Origin of the sequence: Streptacidiphilus jiangxiensis (assembly GCF_900109465.1) — a bacterium.
GTDB lineage: Bacteria > Actinomycetota > Actinomycetes > Streptomycetales > Streptomycetaceae > Streptacidiphilus > Streptacidiphilus jiangxiensis.
This window is the reverse complement of sequence record NZ_FOAZ01000009.1, coordinates 126,236-143,644: the sequence shown is the minus strand read 5'-3', so window position 1 is coordinate 143,644 and position 17,409 is coordinate 126,236. Positions and strand designations below refer to the sequence as shown.

Genomic DNA, 17,409 nt, shown 5'->3' with positions numbered 1-17,409 from the left:
TACTGGGAGCTACGCAGGCGGCCCTGCGTCAAACACCGTAGGGCCCCGGCCCGATCCCGTCCTAGCCTGGGATCGCAGGGGTTCTGACGTGGCGCCCGGCGCCGCGCCGGGCCGCCTGCTCCCGTCCTTGGAGGTGTGCTCATGCAGGGCACCGCCCTCGCAGGGCGTGCCTCGCTGACCGCCGTCGCCGCCGCCCTGCTCGTGCTGATGGTCCAGACCGCCTCGGTGAGCGATCCGGTCCAGATCGGCACCCCCACCACGACGCCGCCCGCGGCCAGGCCCGGCACGGTGACCCTGCACGAGGCGTCGAACACCAACTTCGACGCGGCTCTGGGCTTCGGTCCGGGAGCGTTGGGCTTCAACCTGGCCGAGGTCGCCACCACGGCGGAGCTGGACGCGCTGCCCAGCGGCGTCAAGGCGCTGATCTGGGTGGGCCGGTGCGACGGGGTCACGCCGGCGTTCGAGAACGCGGTCCAGCCCTACCTGGACTCCCCCAAGGTGTTCGGCTACTACCTGATGGACGAGCCGGACCCGAACGGCCGGTGGAAGCCGGAGTGTCCGGCGGGCAACCTGGCCGCGGAGAGCGACTACCTGCACCAGCACTCCCCCGGCCGGCACACCTTCTTCCTGATGATGGACCTCGGCATGGCCGCCGCACCCTCCTACGTGAACCGCGGCGACTTCTACAGCCCGTCCAACACCCACATCGACCTGGTCGGTATCGACCCGTACCCGTGCCGCGCCGAACTGCACGGCTGCGATCTCAACCAGATCAGCACCTTCCTGCAGGCGGCCCAGGCCGTCGGCTGGCCGCTCTCCTCCGTGGTCCCGGTCTACCAGGCCTTCGGGGGCGGCGGGTGGCGGGACGACGAGGGCGCTCCCTGGCTGCTGCCGACGCCGGACCAGGCGGCGCAGATGATGGCCGTGTGGCGGCAGTTCGTCCCCGATCCGGTCTTCGACCAGGCGTACAGCTGGGGGACGCAGAAGAACGACACCACGCTGGTGAACGCACCGGCCGCGCTGCGTGCGGTGTTCGCCCAGCACAACGCGTCGGGGACCGCGCAGCCCGCGCCGTCCCTCGTCGCCGGGGCCGCCGGGGCTCAGGGCGTGCGAAGCGTCCTGCCGAGCACGACCGCCGCGGTCCGCAGCAGCAGCCCGAGGTCGGTGCGCAGGCGACGGTCCGCCAGGTAGGCGAGGTCGAGGGCGAGTTTCGGGTGCAGCTGGTGGGCCGCGTACCAGGCGTCCGGGTCGGCGACCGTGCACAGCTCCTCGGTGCAGCCGGCGCCGTAGAGCGCGCCGGGGCCGAGGACGCCGGGTCGGGTGCGCAGGATCTCCCGTTCGCGCGGCGTGTAGAAGCGCAGGAAGCGCTCCACCTCGGGGCGCGACCCGATCAGCGTCATGTCACCGCACAACAGGTTCACCAGCTGCGGTAGTTCGTCGAGCCGGGTCTCGCGCAGCCAGTGGCCGACGGCGGTGATCCGCGGATCGGTGCTGCCGCCGACGGCAGGACCGGCGCGGTCGGCGTCGGCGACCATGGTGCGCAGCTTCCAGATGGTGAACGGCTCGCCGAAGCGGCCGACCCGCTGCTGCCGGTAGATCGCCGGTCCGCGGCTGGTGAGCTCCACGACGAGCACGCCGAGCAGCAGGAACGGCGACAGCACGACGAGCAGCACGAAGGCGACCACGAGGTCCACACCGCGGCGCCGCCAGGTGTCCTGGCGGATCTCCCCGGCGGTGGCGGCCGGAGCCCGCACGGTGGGCCGGAGCGTGGCGGCGCCCCGGTGGGGAAGCCGGGGCTCGGGAACGGTGGAGGCGGCCATCGGTCACTCCTCCTTCTCGTCCGCGCGCCGGGCGACGGCGCGGCTGATCGTGGTGAGCATGCAGGTGGTGACGAGGTAGGCCGCGCTGGACGCGACGGCCGCGCCGACGGCGCCGTGGCGCGGGATGAGCAGGACGTCGAGGACCACGGTGATGACGACGCCCATGCCCATGCCGAGCGAGTTCGCCCCGGGGCGGCCGGCCCCGCACAGGTAGGCGGAGGAGACGGCGGCGGCGCCCTCGACGGCGAGGCCGATCAGCAGGATCAGCGCGGGCACCACCGCGCCGTGGAACGCCCGTCCGTACAGGACGGGCAGAGCGACCACGGCGGCGCCCGCGACGACGGGCGTCAGCAGCAGGGTGCCGAGGAGGGCGCGCGGCAGCAGATGGCGGGCGTCGGCGGCGGCCTCGCGGGGCTCCTCGCGGGCGAAGCGCGGATACAGCACGTAGTTCAGCGCGGCGGCGGGCAGGCGCATCAGCTCGGCGAACTTCGACGCCACCGCGTAGACGCCCAGCACCGCCGGCCCGGCGATGGCGCCCAGGACGACGAAGTCGAGGCGCAGGTTGACCAGCATCAGCACGTTGCCGAGTTGGCCCCTGGCGCCGTAGCGCAGCACCTCCCCCGCGACGTCGCGCGAGGGACGGGCCCAGTCGCGTCCGAAGCCGGTGAGCGCGAGCCGGGCGAGCCCCGTGACGGTTGCGGCGAGGCCGCCGACGACCATGCCGGCCGCCACGGCCTCGATGCCGCGCATCCCGAGGGCGAGCGCGCCGGCATAGGCGGGCAGGAAGAGCAGTTCCTCGCAGACGATCACCAGGTTCGCGCCGCGCATGTCGGCACGGCCCTGACAGCAGGCCTTGGCCCAGACGGTGAGCAGCTGAGTGGCGACGGTGACCCCCATGAACGCGATCAGCGTCTTGGGCAGCGCCGAGAAGAGCGCGCGCTGCAGCAGGGGTGTCATGGCGACCCACAGCGCGGTGCCGAGCAGGGCGCTCGCCACGCCGAGGAGGGTGAGGGTGGGCCGCAGCCGTCGGTCGTCCGGACGGGCGGCGAGGAAGTAGGTGGAGGCGACGGGCAGGCCGCAGCTGACGACGACGCCGACCAACCAGGGCAGCACCCGCAACAGCGTGTACTCGCCGAGGACCGCCGCGCCGGACAGGCGCGCCACGAGCAGGCTGGCGACGGACACCACCAGCAGCGCGGCACCCTGCGCGGCCAGGTTGGTCGCCATGCTGCGCCGCCCGAGTCCGGCGGTGCCGGTCCCGCCCCGCGGGCTCTGCGTCGTCCCGGCGGGGGGCCGCGCCGAACCTCGACTCCCTCGGCCACCGGCCGCCTGCGGCGGGCCGGACGGCCGGATCGCCGGTGGGGACGGTGCGGCGCCGAGGGGCACACGGCCCGGCGCGCCGAGGCCCGCGCCCGTGGTACTGCCGCGGCTGACGCCGCTCCCCGGCCGTGCGCCCGCCTCCCCGCCCCGAGCGGGGCCGGGGTCGAGCCCTCCAGGACCTCCCGGGTCGCCGACGCCCGTGCCCGGCGCCCCCGGCCTGGCTTCGGCACCCCGAACAGGGCCGGGATCGAGCCCTGCAGGACCGCCCGCGTCGCCGGCGCCCGTGCGGGGCGGAAACAGCCCCGCCTCCCCGCCCCGGGCAGGGCCGGGGTCGAACCGCGCGGGACCGCCCGGCGTCCTCAGCCCGGCTTCGCCGCCCCGCAGGGGGCCGCGGCCGATGCGTGCGAGCGTGCCGAGGCCTCCCGCACGCTCGGCGACGAGCTCCCGCGCCGGCCCCGCGGCCAGGACCGCGACGAAGGCCAGCAGGATCCAGACGAACCGGAAGTGCAGCACCTGGTAGTACGCGCCCGCCACGCCCATGGCCAGCAGCGCCGCGACCAGGCCCGCCGGGCGAGGCACCTGCGTGCCGAACGCACCGCGGCCAGGAGGCGCGCGCAGGACCCGGCTGGAGCGCAGGAACCCCGCCAGGACCAGCATCACGATGCCGATCACGCCGAGCGGGCCGCGTTCGGTCAGGGCCGCCAGGTAGTCGTCGTGGGCTTCCTTGGCGTAGGGGTACTGGCGATCGGTCAGCAGCTGCTTGGTGGTGCGCGGGCCGCTGCCGAGGACGCCGTCGGAGAAGTAGAGCTGCATGGACTCAGCGATCAGCGTCGAGCGCTGCGAGGTGCTGTTGTCGCTGCGGCCGATCGAGTTGACCAGCAGCGGCTGGCCGGACTGCGCGGCCCAGTTCTGCACGGTGCCGAGCGGCACGGCGTTCAGGGCCGTCGTCAGCAGCGCGGCGGTGACCAGGACCATGGCGATGGCGGGTACCAGCCCGTGTCGGCGCCACATCCGCACGGCCGCGACGAAGACGACGGCGATGACCAGCTCCAGCAGCCCGCCGTTGGACTCCGAGAGGGCGAACGCCCACAGCAGCAGCGTGTATCCGGCCAGTCGCGCGGCACGGCGGCGCGGCCTGCAGGTGGCGTAGACGACGAGGATGGCCACGACCCAGTACGCGGCGGCGTAGTTGGGGTCGCCGAAGGTGAACAGCAGGCGGTTGCCGTCGGCCTCGGAGATCCCCTCGATGGCGCTGATGTGGGCCACGGAGGCGAGGTCGAGCAGGGCGGCCCAGCCGATCGCGGAGTAGGCGAACGCAGCCGTCAGGGTGCCGAGGACGTGCGGGCGGCGGCCGAGGTTGTAGAGGGCGGCGGTCCAGGCGATCAGCACCAGGTCCTGGACGAGCTGCAGCAGCGAGGTGCCGGGCAGCGGCCCGGCGAGTCCGGCGATGCCGCCGCCGATGATCAGCAGGGCCATCGGCAGCACGTAGGGCGCGCCGAGGCGGCGTCCGCTGGTGGCCGCCCAGACGCCGGTGAACAGCAGCGTGGCGAGGGTGAAGAGGTCGACGGGCGAGGTGTGGCCGGGGCCGGTCGGCTGCAGGATCGGCTGGAACACCATCGCCAGCGCCGCGGCCACCACGGCCGCCCGTTCGGCGGTCCCGCGCCGTGGCGGCCCTGCGGGCAGCGGCTCGGGCGCGAGCTCGGGGCGGGGGCCGGGGTCGGTCCGCGGCGGCAGAAGAGTCGTCGTCACGCCGTCACCCCCCCGCCGGGGCCTGCCTCGCTGAGGCGGTCGAAGACCGCCAGCACCTGTGCGCGGTAGGTCGGGTCGGTGGCCTCGGCCGCGAGTGCGGCGGTCTCGGCGAGGACGGCGTCGCGGGCACAGTGGGCCGGGACGCCGGCGCGGGTGAGGGCGCGCTCGAGCGAGGCGCGGACGAGGTCCGGGTACCAGCCGGACCCGTCCAGGGCGTAGGCGACGCACGCGGCGGGGTCCCCGGCAAGGAGGCCGGGGTGGCCGCGGATCCGGTGGCCGGGGCGGGTGTGGCCGTCGAGGTACTGGGAGTAGCCGAGGACGAGGCGGGCAGGGTCCCGGATCGGGCTGCCGGTGGGCGCCGAGCGCTCCCAGTCGACGACGCCGCTGACCGTACCGCCGCGCAGCAGGATGTTGCCCGGCCAGTAGTCGCCGTGCACGGCGACCTGGCGAGCCTGATGCCGGCGCAGCCGGCGCCGCAGCACCGCGAGCCGCTGCAGGCGCGGGTGCGCGCTGTCGTGCTCGGCGAGGGCGTCCAGCACGCCGGGGGCCAGATCGAGGGGCGCCGGGCGGCCGGCCGTCGCGGACTGGAAGGCGGCAAGCCAGGCCTGGGCGGCGGCGAGGTCGGCGCGGACGGTCTCGGGATGGGCGGTGTGCCCGCGGCGGTGGTAGTCGACCAGCATGGGGGTGCCGGGTTGGGCGGTGGTGACCAGGGCGGGCTGGCCGGGGTGGCCGAGCAGCTCGACGACCTCGGGCACGGTGCTGCGCAGGCGTCCGAGCGGGAGGGCGGCCAGGGCGTCCAGGCGGTCGGCCTCGGCCAGCACGCGGGCGGCGGCACCGGGGCGGGCGGGGAGTTTGACGGCCAGGCGCGGCGTGGCTTCGCCGGCGCCGAACAGGAGCAGCAGGGTGCTGGCGTCGGGGTCGTGGCTGTGGCGGAGCATGAGGATCCGGCCGTCGTGTGCGGCCAGCAGGTCCGCCAGGGCCGGGCCGAGTGCGCCCGGCGTCGGCTGCCCGGCACGGTCCCGGTCCCGACCGCGCAGGACGGGCACCGGTGCGGCGTCGTCGGGATGGTCCGGGCCGGGAGCAGGCCCGCTCCGGGGTGGCGCCAGATGGGGTGTCAGCCGCCAGGCGGGGGGCAGCCGCAGCAGACCGCACGCGGCGCTGACGCACCACCCGGGCAGCCGGCTGTGCGGGGGCACCGTGAGCAGCGAGGTGCGCAGGTACTCCAGCACGGGCCGGTCGTCGAGGGCGACGACGACGGGATCGCCGCGGGACGGCAGGGCGACGTAGCGGCGGCCCTGCGGGAGCAGCTCCTGCCAGGTCACAGCGCCGGTGCGGTCCGGGGTCAGGGCCAGCTCGGTCGTCATGTCAGCACCGCGAAGGGGCGCAGCCGGGCGACCGGCCGGACCAGACCGTTGCCGGTGAGGATGGACAGCGCGGCGTCGACGCCAAGGTCGTCGAGTTGCGGGATCTCCTGGGGAGCGGCGTCGCTGTAGCCGTAGCGCAGGGTGCGGCGGCCGTACGGGTCGGCGTCGGAGCGGCCGTCGCGGGCGAAGGCGCTGATGATGCTGCCGGTGCCGTGACAGGCGGTGTAGAGGCTGCGCCGGGCCTGCCGGGCGGGCACGCACAGGAACGAGGAGGTGCGGTTGGTGCCGGGAACCAGCAGCGGTTGGCCGGTCTGCGCGAACGCGGGGTGGCCGCGCATCAGCTCGGGGGTCCAGGCCCGGGCGGCGTTGTGGCGGTGCACGAACGCGGGCGCGCCGTCGATCTGTTCCTCGTAGACGGAGTTGTGCGGCGAGTCGACGACCAGGCGCAGGCAGGCGTCAGCGCCGAAGGCCTCGGTGGCGAAGGCGCGCAGCGTCGCGTAGGTGGCCAGGCGGTAGGCGAAGCCGTAGTTCATGGAGAGGCGCTGGGCCAGCATCAGGCGGCGGCCCTCGTCGGAGTCGGCGGCGACGGAGGGGCAGCCGGCGGTGAAGTAGGCCTCGTAGCGCTGCCGGGCACGCAGCGGGGAGCCGGCCAGCAGGTGCGTGAGCGGCTTCTGCACAGCCATCTGGGCACGCAGCCGTGTCGAGGCGGCCTTGCGCCGCGCGTACAGTTCGCCGATCTGGCTGGTCAGGACGCCGCCGCCGTTGTGGAACTGAAGGGTGACCTGGCCCTGGTGCAGACCGAGGCGGGCGGCGATCTCCGGTTCGAAGACCTCCTCGACCTCCTGGAGTTCCAGGAAGTGCGTACTGGGGCCGATCGAGCCGAACCGGAGCCGGGCCAGCTGCACGCAGATCCACGGCAGTTCGCGCCGGGCGCGGCGGGCGCCGCCGAACCGGTCGACCGGGAGCACGCCGAACTCCTCGACGCGGTCCAGGTCGTGGCGGTCGATGCCGTAGCGTTCGGCCGCGAAGCCGGCGCCGGTCACAGCGGCCTGCAGGACGTCTTCACGGCTGAGGTCGAAGCGCCAGCCGGGCGGGTTCGGGTAGCGCTCGCGGACGCGGCAGTAGAAGTCGGTGACGGCGGCGGGGCTCGGGCGCGGGATGTCGAGCGTGGCCAGCGCCATGCCGCAGTTGAGGGCGGCGTCGGTCAGGGCGGGCCGGATGGCGTCGCGGGTGGCGACGGCGATGCTGGAGGGCATCTCCGACTTCTCCTTGTGGCAGAAGTCCGGCAGCACCACGGGCGGCGCGGCGAGATCGGCGGTCGCGGTGCCGTCGCGCAGTCGGGCCAGCAGCGCCGGATCGGCGCGGGCGTCGGGGCTGTCGAAGACGGTGAGGCCGTCGGCGGCTGCGCCCGGTGCGCCCTCGTCCGGGCCGATGGCGGTGAACGGGCGCGTGGGGTCGGAGCCCGCACGGGCGGAGAACACGTCGATGCGCATGTCCCCTCCTGCTACTGGAAGACGGCGTGACGGCCGACGGGCCGGGACGGCGCGTCGTGGGGTGTGGTCCACGGCGCGCCGTCGCTGTACGCGGCGGCCAGGGTCTCGCCGAGGGCGTGTTCGCTGAAGCGGTCGTCGATGCGGGCGCGGGCGGCCTTGGCCATCCGGGCGGCGTCGGCGGGCCGGTCGAGCAGGTGGGCGACGGCGCGGGCGAACAGGTCGGGGCGTTCGGGCGGGACGAGCAGCCCGGACTCACCCGGGCAGACGACGTCCGGCACGGAGTTGACGGCGGTGGCGACGACCGGGACGCCGCAGACCATGGCCTCGCAGATCGCGACCGGAAGGCCTTCGTAGCGGCTGGGCAGGGCGAAGACGTCGAACGCGGGCAGCAGCTCGGGCACGTCGCCGCGTTCGCCCGCGAGCACGATCCGGGCCCGGGGCATGGCGTCGCGGGCCAGTTCCTGCATCCGGTGGGCCAGTTCGCCGCCGCCGATCCACACCCCGGTCACGTCCGGCCGGTGCAGGGCGAGGAGGGCGGCGACGAAGTCCTCAGGCGCCTTCTGGTAGGACAGGCGGCCGACCGCGCCGACGACGGGCCCGGCACCGGTCAGTCCGAGCGCGCGCCGGGCGTGGGCGCGGGTCTGCGGCGTCACGGTGGTCGCGCCGACGGGCACGGGGATGGCGATGGTGCGCACCCGTTCCGGCCCGACCAGCCCGCGCCGCACAGCCTCCACGGAGACGGCGGTGCCGACGCACAGCGCGACGTCGGTGAACCGTCCCACGCGCCGTTCGATGCGCACGTAGGCCTCGCGGCGCGGCGCCGACTGGAACTCGTGGAACGGGAAGCCGTGGAAGGTGTGCACGATGCGCGGCACCCCGGCACGGTGGGCGGCGACGCGTCCCAGCGCGCCGGCCTTGGAGCTGTGGGTGTGCACGACGTCGAAGCCGCGGCGGACGAACAGGCGGGTGAGGCGGTGGAGGGCGAGCAGGTCCTGGTGCGGCGCGATCGGCGAACGCAGCGCCGGTTCCAGGAGCACCTCCAGCCCGGCTGCCCGCGCCTCGTCGAGCAGCCGGTCACCGCTGCCGGCGACGAACGTCACCTGGTAGCGCTGCGGGTCCAGGGCGAGCGCGCCGCGCAGCGCGACGACGCCGGCCCCGGCCTGCATCCGGGTGATCACGGTGGCAACCCGCATCCTGTTCACAGCATCACCGCCGAGGCATGGGAGAGCAGTTCGGCCAGGCCCGCGCTGGGGGCGGCGCCGAGGACGATCTCGTAGGCAGGCAGCCGGGCGGCGAGCTCGGCGGAGGTCTCGGCGACCTCCGGATGGCTCGGGCCGATGCCGGTGCCGAGCGCGAGGGCCGCCGCGAAGGCCCAGTAGCGGCGCAGTTCACCGGCCATGTAGGTGCCGGCGGTGATCGCGCGGGCGGCGGCGGTCGGCTCCAGCGGGTTCACGACCGGCCAGGCGGCGTTGGAGCGGCGCAGCACCACCAGCCGGTCCGGGCGCAGCGCGTCGACTCGGCCGGGCAGTGCGCGTTCGCTGCGACCGTAGGCCATCCGGCGTCCGCCGCCGCCCTCGACGCGGACCGGCTCGACCAGTCCGTGGGTCCAGACGCCGTCGCTGACGCAGAGGTTGTCCGAGCAGGCGTGCTCGCCGGCGGCGACGGCCTGCAGCAGCAGGGTGGAGCGGCCGATGCCGCCGGGCCCGGCCAGCAGGCAGGTGGCGTCGCCGACGGTGACGGCGGCGGCGTGCAGCGGCGCGCGGCCGCGGCGGCCGGACCACCACAGCGCCGGGTACTGCACCAGCGCGGCACGGGCCAGCAGGTGGAAGCGGGAGCGCAGCGCGTAGGCGGCGGCGTGCTCGCGCAGCGGCGGCCGCCAGCGGGCCTCCACCCGCAGCCGGTCGCCCTCGACGCGCACACCCAGGTCGAAGCCGCTGCCGGCGGCGTTGGTCAGCAGCACGTCGCCGCGCCGCAGCCAGGCGCCGCGGGTGAGGGGTTCGGCGCCGGTCAGGTCCATCGGGGCGCGCTCGGTGGAGACGAAGACCTCGATGTCCGGGACGGTGCTGCCGACCGGGTGCCAGGCATCCGGGCACGCCTCGGCGAGCACGCGGGCGACCCAGCGCTCGGCGCAGGACACCACCAGCCGCTCCCCGGCCTGGACGAGTGTGGCGCGCATCAGAAGTCGTCCAGCCACAGGGTGTCGAGCAGGTCACGGGCGGCGGGCTCGGTCAGCAGCGGCGGCCGGTACTCCGGCACCAGGGCGGCCATCCGCCGCCGCACCGCGCAACTGTCGTTGTGGCCCGCGGCTTCGTAGAGCTCCTTCAGGCCGGTGTCGAGGTTGTCGGGCAGGACGGCGCCGCGGGTCGCGGAGATCCTCGGGTGGGCGGTCGGGACGTTCTCCTCGGCCTCGGCGAACAGCGTCTCGTTGAGCTTCTCGCCGGGCCGCAGGCCGGTGAACCGGATCTGCACGTCGGGCTTGCCGACGAGCGCGGCGTAGTTCTCGACGAGCGAGACCATCCGCACCGGCTCCCCCATGTCCAGGACGAAGGTCTCTCCCGCCTCGGCCATGGCCGCCGCCTCCAGCACCAGGCCGACTGCCTCCTCGACGGTCATGAAGAACCGGTCGACCTCGGGGTCGGTGATGGTCACCGGCTCGTCGTTGGCGATCTGGTGGGCCATCACGTGCAGGAACGAGCCGCGGCTGCCGAGCACGTTGCCGAAGCGGACCGAGCCGACGCTGGTGCCCTCCCCCGCGTGGCTGCGCACGATCAGCTCGGCGAGCTGCTTGGTGGCGCCGAGCACCGAGGTCGGGGAGGCGGCCTTGTCGGTGGAGATGAGCACGAAGCGGCGGGTGCCGTGGGTGACGGCGGCCTCGACGAGGTGCTGGGTGCCCATCACGTTGGACTTGACGCCCTCGCAGGGGTGCAGCTCCAGCAGCGGCAGGTGCTTGTGGGCGGCGGCGTGGAAGACCACCTCGGGACGGAGCGTCGCGAAGATCTGGTCGAGGCGGGCCCGGTCGCGGATGTCGGCGACGAGCAGCTCGTCGGTGTCGAGCAGGGCCCTGCCGGTGACCTCCAGCTGCAGGCGGTGCAGGTTGGACTCGTCGTGGTCCAGCATGTACAGCGCGGAGGGGTGGTAGGAGCGCACCTGACGGCAGAGCTCGCTGCCGATCGAGCCGCCCGCCCCGGTCACCAGCACCCGGCGGCCCGCCACCACCGACCGGGTCGCGGCGCGGACCACGTGGATCTCGTCGCGTCCGAGCAGCGTCGTGGGCGAGACCTGCCACAGGTCCCCGGCACGGCTGCCGCGCTGCACGGCCGCGTGGAACGCCGGCAGGTAGCGCACCCGCGCGCCCGAGTCGGCGGCCTGGCGCAGCAGCGCCGCGAGTTCGAGCGGCGGCAGCGAGGGGATCGCGACGATCACCACGTCCACTGCCTCGGCCTGGACGACGGCGGCGAGCGCCGCGAGCGGTCCGAGAACGGGGAGCCGGTCGACCCGGTGCTTGGTCGGGTCGTCGTCGAGGAAGCCGAACGGCGCGAGGCCGTAGGACGGTGTCTCCAGCAGGTCGTGGGCGAGGGTGCGGCCCGCGTCGCCGGCGCCGACGATCAGCGTGCGACAGCCGGTCGGCCGCGCGGGGCGGGTGCGGCGGCTGCGGTGGTCCCGGTGCACGAGTTGCATGGTCGTCCCTCCGGTTCAGCCCGCCGGGACCGGGTCCGGTCCGGCGGCGAATGCGCTGGCGGTGGCGCGGCCGACAGCGTGACGGCCGCCGTGGTGGATGAGCGCGCAGTGGTAGGCGCGCAGCAGGCCCCGGGCAAGCTCCTCCAGAACCGGGTCCGGCCTGCTGCCGGCGGTCGCCCGAGGGGTCCGGGCGTGCGGCAGTTCTCCCGCCGCACAGGCGTGCACAGCCTCGGCGACGGCGCCCGCATCGGGTGGTACCACGAAGCCGTTGCGGCCGGAGCGCACCAGCTCCGCCGTGCTGTCGGTCGTCACCGCGATGACCGGCACTCCGGCCGCGACCGCGGCGACACCGGGGTTGGCCGCGGTCAGCTCACCCTGGTCGGCGACGAACAGGTCGGCTGCCGCCAGCAGTTCGGGAAAGGTGGGGGCGCCGGGCGCGGCGTCCCACCGAGCGCCGGAGGCGTCGGAGGCGTCGGAGGCGTCGGAGGCGTCCGGCGGACGCATGGCAGGCGCGCCGGGCAGCGCGCAGCGCAGGGTCATGACGTCCCGGTGGTCGGCGGCCAGGAAACGTTCCCAGCCGCAGGCGGCGTCCGGGGCGCCGAGCGAGGTGCACGTCAGCGCCAGGACCACGCCCGGCGGGACGCCCAGCCGGGCGCGCACCTCGGCGCGGTCGACCGGGCCGTCGGCGTGGCAGGCAAGGGGCGCGACGATCGGCAGCCAGTGGATCTGCTCGCCCGGCACCGCGCCCGAGGCGACGAGGAGCTGGGCGGCGACGCGGCCGTGGGCCAGCCAGGTGGCCGAGGCGCCGACACGGCGGCGCTGGCGGCGGCCCCACCACCAGCCGGGCACCGTGCGGGCGGGCCGCAGCGGCACGGCGGACAGGGTGTGCACCCGGTGCGCCGCACCGTTCGCGCCGTTCGCGCCCCCGTCCCACGCGCCGCGCGGACCCGTCGCAGCGGTCACGCCGACGGTGTGAACGATGTCGGCCGCCTGACCGGCCCCGACCAGACGGATCCGGCCGCCACCGTCCAGCACGGCCAGTGCGGCACGCAGCACCGCGCCCAGGCCCGCGTCGTCCGTCCCCCACTCGACCCTGATCCGGGGGGCCTCCCCGGCCATCGTGGTCACCGCGCTCACCGCCTTCCGCGCTGGTGGTCACGCCGGTCGCCGCGGTCGCGGTCCATGCCCAGCACGCCGACCAGCGGCCAGCCGGTCGCGTCGGCGAGGTGGCGGACCCGCCGTACCTCGCGGTGCGAGGCCAGGTCGGGCACGACGACGAGCAGTCCCTCGCGGCGGCCCTCGTCCCACTCGGTCCGGTCGGGGGCGTCGTCCAGCTCGGACAGGGCCCGGACGCGTACCGGGCGGGCGGGCGCCGGCTCGGGGTGGTCGGTGAAGTCGGCAGCCTCCAGCAGTTGCGACGCACCGAGCAGAGCGGCGCCGCCGGCTCGCGGGGTGTGGGCGGCGGCGCGCACACCGGACCCGTCGCCGTTCGGGGACGGCTGCCGCGGCTTGTCGGCCGTCGACACCACGCTGCCGAGCTCCCGTTCGAGCGCGTCGGCGACGAACGGCAGTCGGCCGGCCGGGTCGGGTCCGGTCAGCACCAGGGTGTCGACGCGGTGGTGCGCGACCGCGCGCCTGGCGCCGACCCGCGTCTCGGCCGGGATCTGGACCCTGACCTCCTCGCCCTCACCGTCCACGGCGATCTCGCCCAGCAGCGGCGCGCCGATCTCGCGGCCGAACGCGGCGGCGTCGGCGACGCGCGGTCGCACGGACTCCAGGACGGAGGCCACCAGCAGGCCGGTGACGAGGCCGAGCAGCGCTCCCAGGGTGACGTCGGTGACGAGCGAGGACTTGGCCGGCTGGGCCGAGGACGGCTGGGAGATCACCGACGCGGAGTTGTTGTTGATGCCGTTGAGCTCCGCCTGCACGGCGCCCAGCTGCTGGTCGATCGCAGCGAGCTGCGCGGAGAGCCGCGCACTGTCCGCGGTCGTGCGGGCCAGCGCCAGTTGCGCGGCGACCTGGCTGCGCTGCCCGAGCAGCGCCTGCTCCTGCCCGGTGAGCTGGCTGACCAGCGAGGCGTCGCTGGTGGTCTGCGGCCCGCCGTTGAGGTAGGTGACCAGCTGGGTCGCCAGCGCGGAGTCGACGGCCACGGCGGTGTGCGGGTCCGGGTCGTTGACGGTGAGGTTCAGCACCGTGGAGGTGCCGACCCGCGTGAGGGTCGTCGCGTGCTCGATCTGCGTCGGCGTCCGGCTGGTGATGCCTGCCTGCTGCAGGGCCCGTTCCACCACGGACTGGCTGGTTGCGAAGCCCTGGGCCCGGTTCAGTACGGCGTCCGCCTCGGTGGTCGTGCTCGGCGTCTGGTTGGAGGCCTGCAGCCTGGCCGTGGCGTCGTAGCCGGGCTTGGCCCGCACCTGCAGGGCCGCGATGACCAGCACCGGCAGCAGCGTCAGAACCAGCAGCAGCCGCCAGTGGCCGACCACGATCCGGTGCAGCGCTTCGTTGAGTTCCATCCGCCGACCTCCGATGGCCAACCCGCTCCTGTTGCGGCTCGCTCTTCGTGCGGCCCCGCCGGTCGGTCGCGGTCGTCCCGCGGGACCACCCGGCGAGGAGGTGCCCTCATCCTGGCAGCGCAGGGCCATGACGGGCTCATGCGGCGGGGCGAGATCCGGCTCGTACCTTTGCGTGATCCGCACCGGGCGGCGACGGCCTAGCGTCGGAGGTCCGGCGGGCACCTCCGCCGGACGAGGAGCGAGCCATGGACGTCAGCCGGTCCTTCCCCGACCGTCTCCCGGACCGCCTCTTCGAGGGGCGCCGCGACGGCGGTCCAGCCCGCCGTGAAGAGCCCGTGCCCGACGGGCCCGTGCCCTTCGCACGGACCGAGATCAGCACCGAGGCGCGGGAGGCCGCGCAGCGGGTACTGGCGTCCGGCTGGGTGACCACCGGCCCGGAGACCGCCCTGTTCGAGCGGGAGTTCGCCGCGTACGTGGGGGCCGCGCACGCGGTCGGGGTCAGCTCCTGCACCGCCGCGCTCGAACTGGCCCTCCGGGCCCTGCGCCTGCCGGCCGGCAGCCGGGTCCTGGTCCCCACGCTGACCTTCTGCGGCACGGCCCACGCCGTGCTGCACGCCGGCCTGCTGCCGGTCCTGGTGGACGTGGACCCACGCACCGGCATGCCCTCGGCGCTCACCACCGCCCGCGCGGTCACCCGCACCGGGCGACCCGCCGCCATGGTGGTGGTCCACCTCGCGGGCGCCCCCGCGCCCCTGGAGGAGCTCGCCACCGCCGCCTCGCTGCCGCTCGACCTGGTCGTCGAGGACGCCGCGCACGCCCTGGGCACCTACGTCGGCGAGAAGCCCGTCGGCTCGCTCTCACGCGCCACCTGCTTCAGCTTCTACGCGACGAAGAACCTGCCGATCGGCGAGGGCGGCATGGTCACCACCGACGACCCCGAGCTGGCCGCGCACGTCCACCGCGCCCGCCTGCACGGCATGTCCGCCGACGCCTGGCGCCGCTACCAGCCGGGCGGCGGATGGCGCTACACCGTCGACGAGGCCGGGATCAAGGCCAACATGACGGACCTTCAGGCGGCCATCGGCCGCATGCAACTGCGGCACCTGCCCGAGTGGCAGCGCCGCCGCGAGGCGATCGCCACCCTCTACACCGCGCGGCTGCGGCACGTCCCCGGCCTGCGTCTGCCGCTGGAGCCGGCCGAAGGCCGGCACGCCTGGCACCTGTACGCCGTCCGCGTCCTGGAGGAGCGGTTCGGCCTCGCGCGCGACGAGCTGATCGACCGGCTGGCCGCGCGCGAGATCGGCACCTCGGTGCACTTCGTGCCGCTGCACCGGATGCCCTACTTCCGCCGCACCGCGCTGAGTCCCGCGGGCGGCTTCCCTGGCGCGGACGCGCTCTTCCCGGGCCTGCTCTCGCTCCCGATGCATCCGGGGCTCACCGAACGTCAGGTCGACACCGTCTGCCGCGCCCTGGCCCAGGCCGCCCGCCCCGCCGAGGAGGCACCGCGATGACCGCGACCCACCGCTTCCACCCGAAGGACGGCCGCGCGCCGACCCATGGCCGAGGCCCGCGCACCGGCTCCCGGGCCTTCGGCGGACCGGACCCCACCGGCCGGCACACCGCCTCCGCGGCGCCCACCGCACCCGACGTCGCGTCAACCGACTTCCAGCCGCCCGACGTCGCACCACCCGAGGTCCTGCCACCCGCGGTCGCGCCGACCGACGTCGCACCGCCCGACAGGGGCGGCGCCGGGGTCGGCGGCGGCGAGGCGCGGGCAACTGGGCCGGACCCGGTCCGCGCGGCCCTCCCGACTGGCCCGCGGATGACCCCGCGGCCTGCCGCCTCGCCGGCGCCGGGCCGCTCGCTCCCGCGCGCGGCGGTCGCCGGAGTGGCGCTGCTCGCGCTGCTGCTGGTGCTCGCGGTGCTCGTGCACGTCTCCGCCGTCACCCGGCTGGACCTGCGGATCGACCGCGCCGTGGCACCACTCCGAGGGGCCGGGGCCACGGACGCGTTCCGGTGGCTCACCGACGCCTCGGCCGAGGCCGTCGGCATCGCGGCGCTGGTGATCGGCGTCGGGGTGCTGGTCCTGCGCGGGCGACGGCTCGCCGCCACCCGGCTGCTGGTGACCGCGGGAGCGGCCTGGTCGCTCGCGTTGGTGCTCAAGGCCGTCGTGGACCGGCCCCGGCCGCCCGCCTCGCTGTGGGTGCAGCCGCCCGACAACTCCGGCAGCTTCCCCAGCGGCCACGACACGACCGCGACGCTGCTGCTGGTCATCGTGGTCTCGGTGCTCGTCGGCACCGGCCGCCTGCGCCGCGTCGGCGCCGCGCTCGCGCTGCTCTTCGCGCTCGCCGTCGGGTTCGGGCGCGTCTACCTCGGCGACCACTACCCCACCGACATCCTCGGCAGCTACCTCACCGTCGCCGCCGTGGCGCTGCTCGTCCTCGCCGTCCTCGAACTGGCGCCGGTCCGCCGACGCCTGGCCGCGCTCGGCCTGCACGACGGGCACGCCCCCATGAACCGACGCGGCCGGAACTCCGACGCGGCCTGCCCCTGCCCCGCCGCCCACACGACGCACAGCCCCGAAAGCGTGCCGGCGTCGGTGCGACCGCAGGGACACCCGCGACGAGTGGCTTCTGGCCCCGGCCGCGCCGACAGCCCCGCCGAGGGAGACAAGGGCGCCCGGTGAGCGTCGTCCCGATCCTGCAGTACCACTCGGTCGCCGAGAACCCGCCCGAGTGGGCGGCACCGCTCACGGTGCGCCCCGACCGCTTCGACGAGCAGCTGGAGCACCTGGCGCACGCGCAGATGTCCGTCGTCCCGCTGCGGCGGCTGGTCTCCGCGATCCGCGGCGGTCCACCGCTGCCGCCCCGGGCCATGGTGCTGACCTTCGACGAGGGCTTCGCGGACTTCTACTGGACCGTGGCCCCCATGCTCGCCGCCCGCGAGCTGCCCGCCACGCTCTTCGTCGTCACCGGCGCGATCCACCCGCCCGGCGGCCGGCCCTCCGGCTCGCGCCTGCCGCCCGCGATGATGCTCAACTGGCGCCAGGTCGCCGGCCTGGACGCCTACGGGATCGAGATCGGCGGCCACTCGCGCACCCACCCCGCGCTCGACACCGTCTCCGGGCGCACGCTGCGCTCCGAGATCGAGGGCTGCAAGCGCGACCTGGAGGACGCCCTCGGCCACGAGGTCACCAGCTACGCCTACCCGCTCGGCTACCACGGCCCGACCGTGCGCCGCGCGGTACGCCAGGCCGGCTGGGACTCGGCCTGCGCCACCTCGGACGCGCTCGCCACCACCTCCGACGACCCGTTGCGCCTGTGCCGGCTGACCGTCCGCCACGACACGCCCATCTCCCTGTACGACGCCTGGATCCACGGCCGCTCCGCACGCCTCGGCCCCCCGCCGGAGTCCCTCTCGACCTGGGCCTGGCGCCTCCTGCGCCGCACCCACGGCCCCGGCCACTGACCGCCGG

13 protein-coding genes are annotated in these 17,409 nt (G+C 75.4%); 4 read left to right on the top strand and 9 right to left on the bottom strand.

Features of this window, described 5'->3' with window-relative positions; translation table 11 throughout:
• Window positions 1-141 precede the first annotated feature (141 nt).
• Window positions 142-1,191 carry a hypothetical protein gene (locus BMY61_RS45050; protein WP_052438547.1) on the top strand — a complete coding sequence of 350 codons (1,050 nt, stop codon included), beginning with the start codon at window positions 142-144 and terminating at the stop codon, window positions 1,189-1,191.
• Here the strand turns inward: BMY61_RS45050 and BMY61_RS18855 are convergent.
• The 9 genes from BMY61_RS18855 to BMY61_RS18815 are packed head-to-tail and all read right to left on the bottom strand — an operon-like array spanning window position 1,101 to window position 13,934.
• Window positions 1,101-1,820 (bottom strand): sugar transferase, encoded by a 720-nt coding sequence (locus BMY61_RS18855; protein ID WP_042445339.1) that lies wholly within the window; start codon window positions 1,818-1,820, stop codon window positions 1,101-1,103. The genes BMY61_RS45050 and BMY61_RS18855 overlap by 91 nt on opposite strands.
• Before the next feature lie 3 nt (window positions 1,821-1,823).
• Window positions 1,824-4,889 (bottom strand): oligosaccharide flippase family protein, encoded by a 3,066-nt coding sequence (locus BMY61_RS48425; RefSeq protein ID WP_143094426.1) that lies wholly within the window; start codon window positions 4,887-4,889, stop codon window positions 1,824-1,826.
• Window positions 4,886-6,253, bottom strand: a complete 1,368-nt coding sequence (locus BMY61_RS18845) for a phosphotransferase (protein ID WP_042445335.1) — start codon at window positions 6,251-6,253, stop codon at window positions 4,886-4,888. Before BMY61_RS18845 ends, BMY61_RS48425 begins: the two co-directional genes overlap by 4 nt.
• Complete coding sequence (locus BMY61_RS18840; protein WP_052438546.1) at window positions 6,250-7,746, bottom strand: RtcB family protein; 1,497 nt, start codon at window positions 7,744-7,746, stop codon at window positions 6,250-6,252. The genes BMY61_RS18845 and BMY61_RS18840 overlap by 4 nt, the downstream gene beginning before the upstream one ends.
• 11 nt (window positions 7,747-7,757) lie before the next feature.
• Window positions 7,758-8,939, bottom strand: a complete 1,182-nt coding sequence (locus BMY61_RS18835) for a glycosyltransferase (protein WP_082014931.1) — start codon at window positions 8,937-8,939, stop codon at window positions 7,758-7,760.
• A gap of 5 nt (window positions 8,940-8,944) precedes the next feature.
• Window positions 8,945-9,922: a hypothetical protein gene (locus BMY61_RS18830; protein ID WP_042445332.1), complete on the bottom strand. Its 978-nt coding sequence runs from the start codon at window positions 9,920-9,922 to the stop codon at window positions 8,945-8,947.
• Window positions 9,922-11,424: a polysaccharide biosynthesis protein gene (locus tag BMY61_RS18825; protein ID WP_042445329.1), complete on the bottom strand. Its 1,503-nt coding sequence runs from the start codon at window positions 11,422-11,424 to the stop codon at window positions 9,922-9,924. The genes BMY61_RS18830 and BMY61_RS18825 overlap by 1 nt, the downstream gene beginning before the upstream one ends.
• A gap of 15 nt (window positions 11,425-11,439) precedes the next feature.
• Window positions 11,440-12,543 carry a glycosyltransferase gene (locus BMY61_RS18820; RefSeq protein WP_236655960.1) on the bottom strand — a complete coding sequence of 368 codons (1,104 nt, stop codon included), beginning with the start codon at window positions 12,541-12,543 and terminating at the stop codon, window positions 11,440-11,442.
• A gap of 14 nt (window positions 12,544-12,557) precedes the next feature.
• The gene (locus BMY61_RS18815; protein ID WP_042445324.1) at window positions 12,558-13,934 is read right to left on the bottom strand and encodes a hypothetical protein; all 1,377 of its coding nucleotides are present in this window, start codon (window positions 13,932-13,934) and stop codon (window positions 12,558-12,560) included.
• Window positions 13,935-14,179: 245 nt separating this feature from the next.
• Between BMY61_RS18815 and BMY61_RS18810 the strand changes: the two genes are divergently transcribed.
• From BMY61_RS18810 to BMY61_RS18800, 3 genes are read left to right on the top strand one after another with little or no spacing between them, the layout of a single operon-like run.
• Window positions 14,180-15,445, top strand: coding sequence for a DegT/DnrJ/EryC1/StrS family aminotransferase (locus tag BMY61_RS18810; RefSeq protein ID WP_082014902.1), 1,266 nt, complete (start codon window positions 14,180-14,182; stop codon window positions 15,443-15,445).
• The gene (locus tag BMY61_RS18805; protein WP_052438545.1) at window positions 15,442-16,620 is read left to right on the top strand and encodes a phosphatase PAP2 family protein; all 1,179 of its coding nucleotides are present in this window, start codon (window positions 15,442-15,444) and stop codon (window positions 16,618-16,620) included. Before BMY61_RS18810 ends, BMY61_RS18805 begins: the two co-directional genes overlap by 4 nt.
• The gene (locus tag BMY61_RS18800) at window positions 16,617-17,402 is read left to right on the top strand and encodes a polysaccharide deacetylase family protein (protein WP_052438544.1); all 786 of its coding nucleotides are present in this window, start codon (window positions 16,617-16,619) and stop codon (window positions 17,400-17,402) included. The genes BMY61_RS18805 and BMY61_RS18800 overlap by 4 nt, the downstream gene beginning before the upstream one ends.
• Window positions 17,403-17,409: the final 7 nt, after the last annotated feature.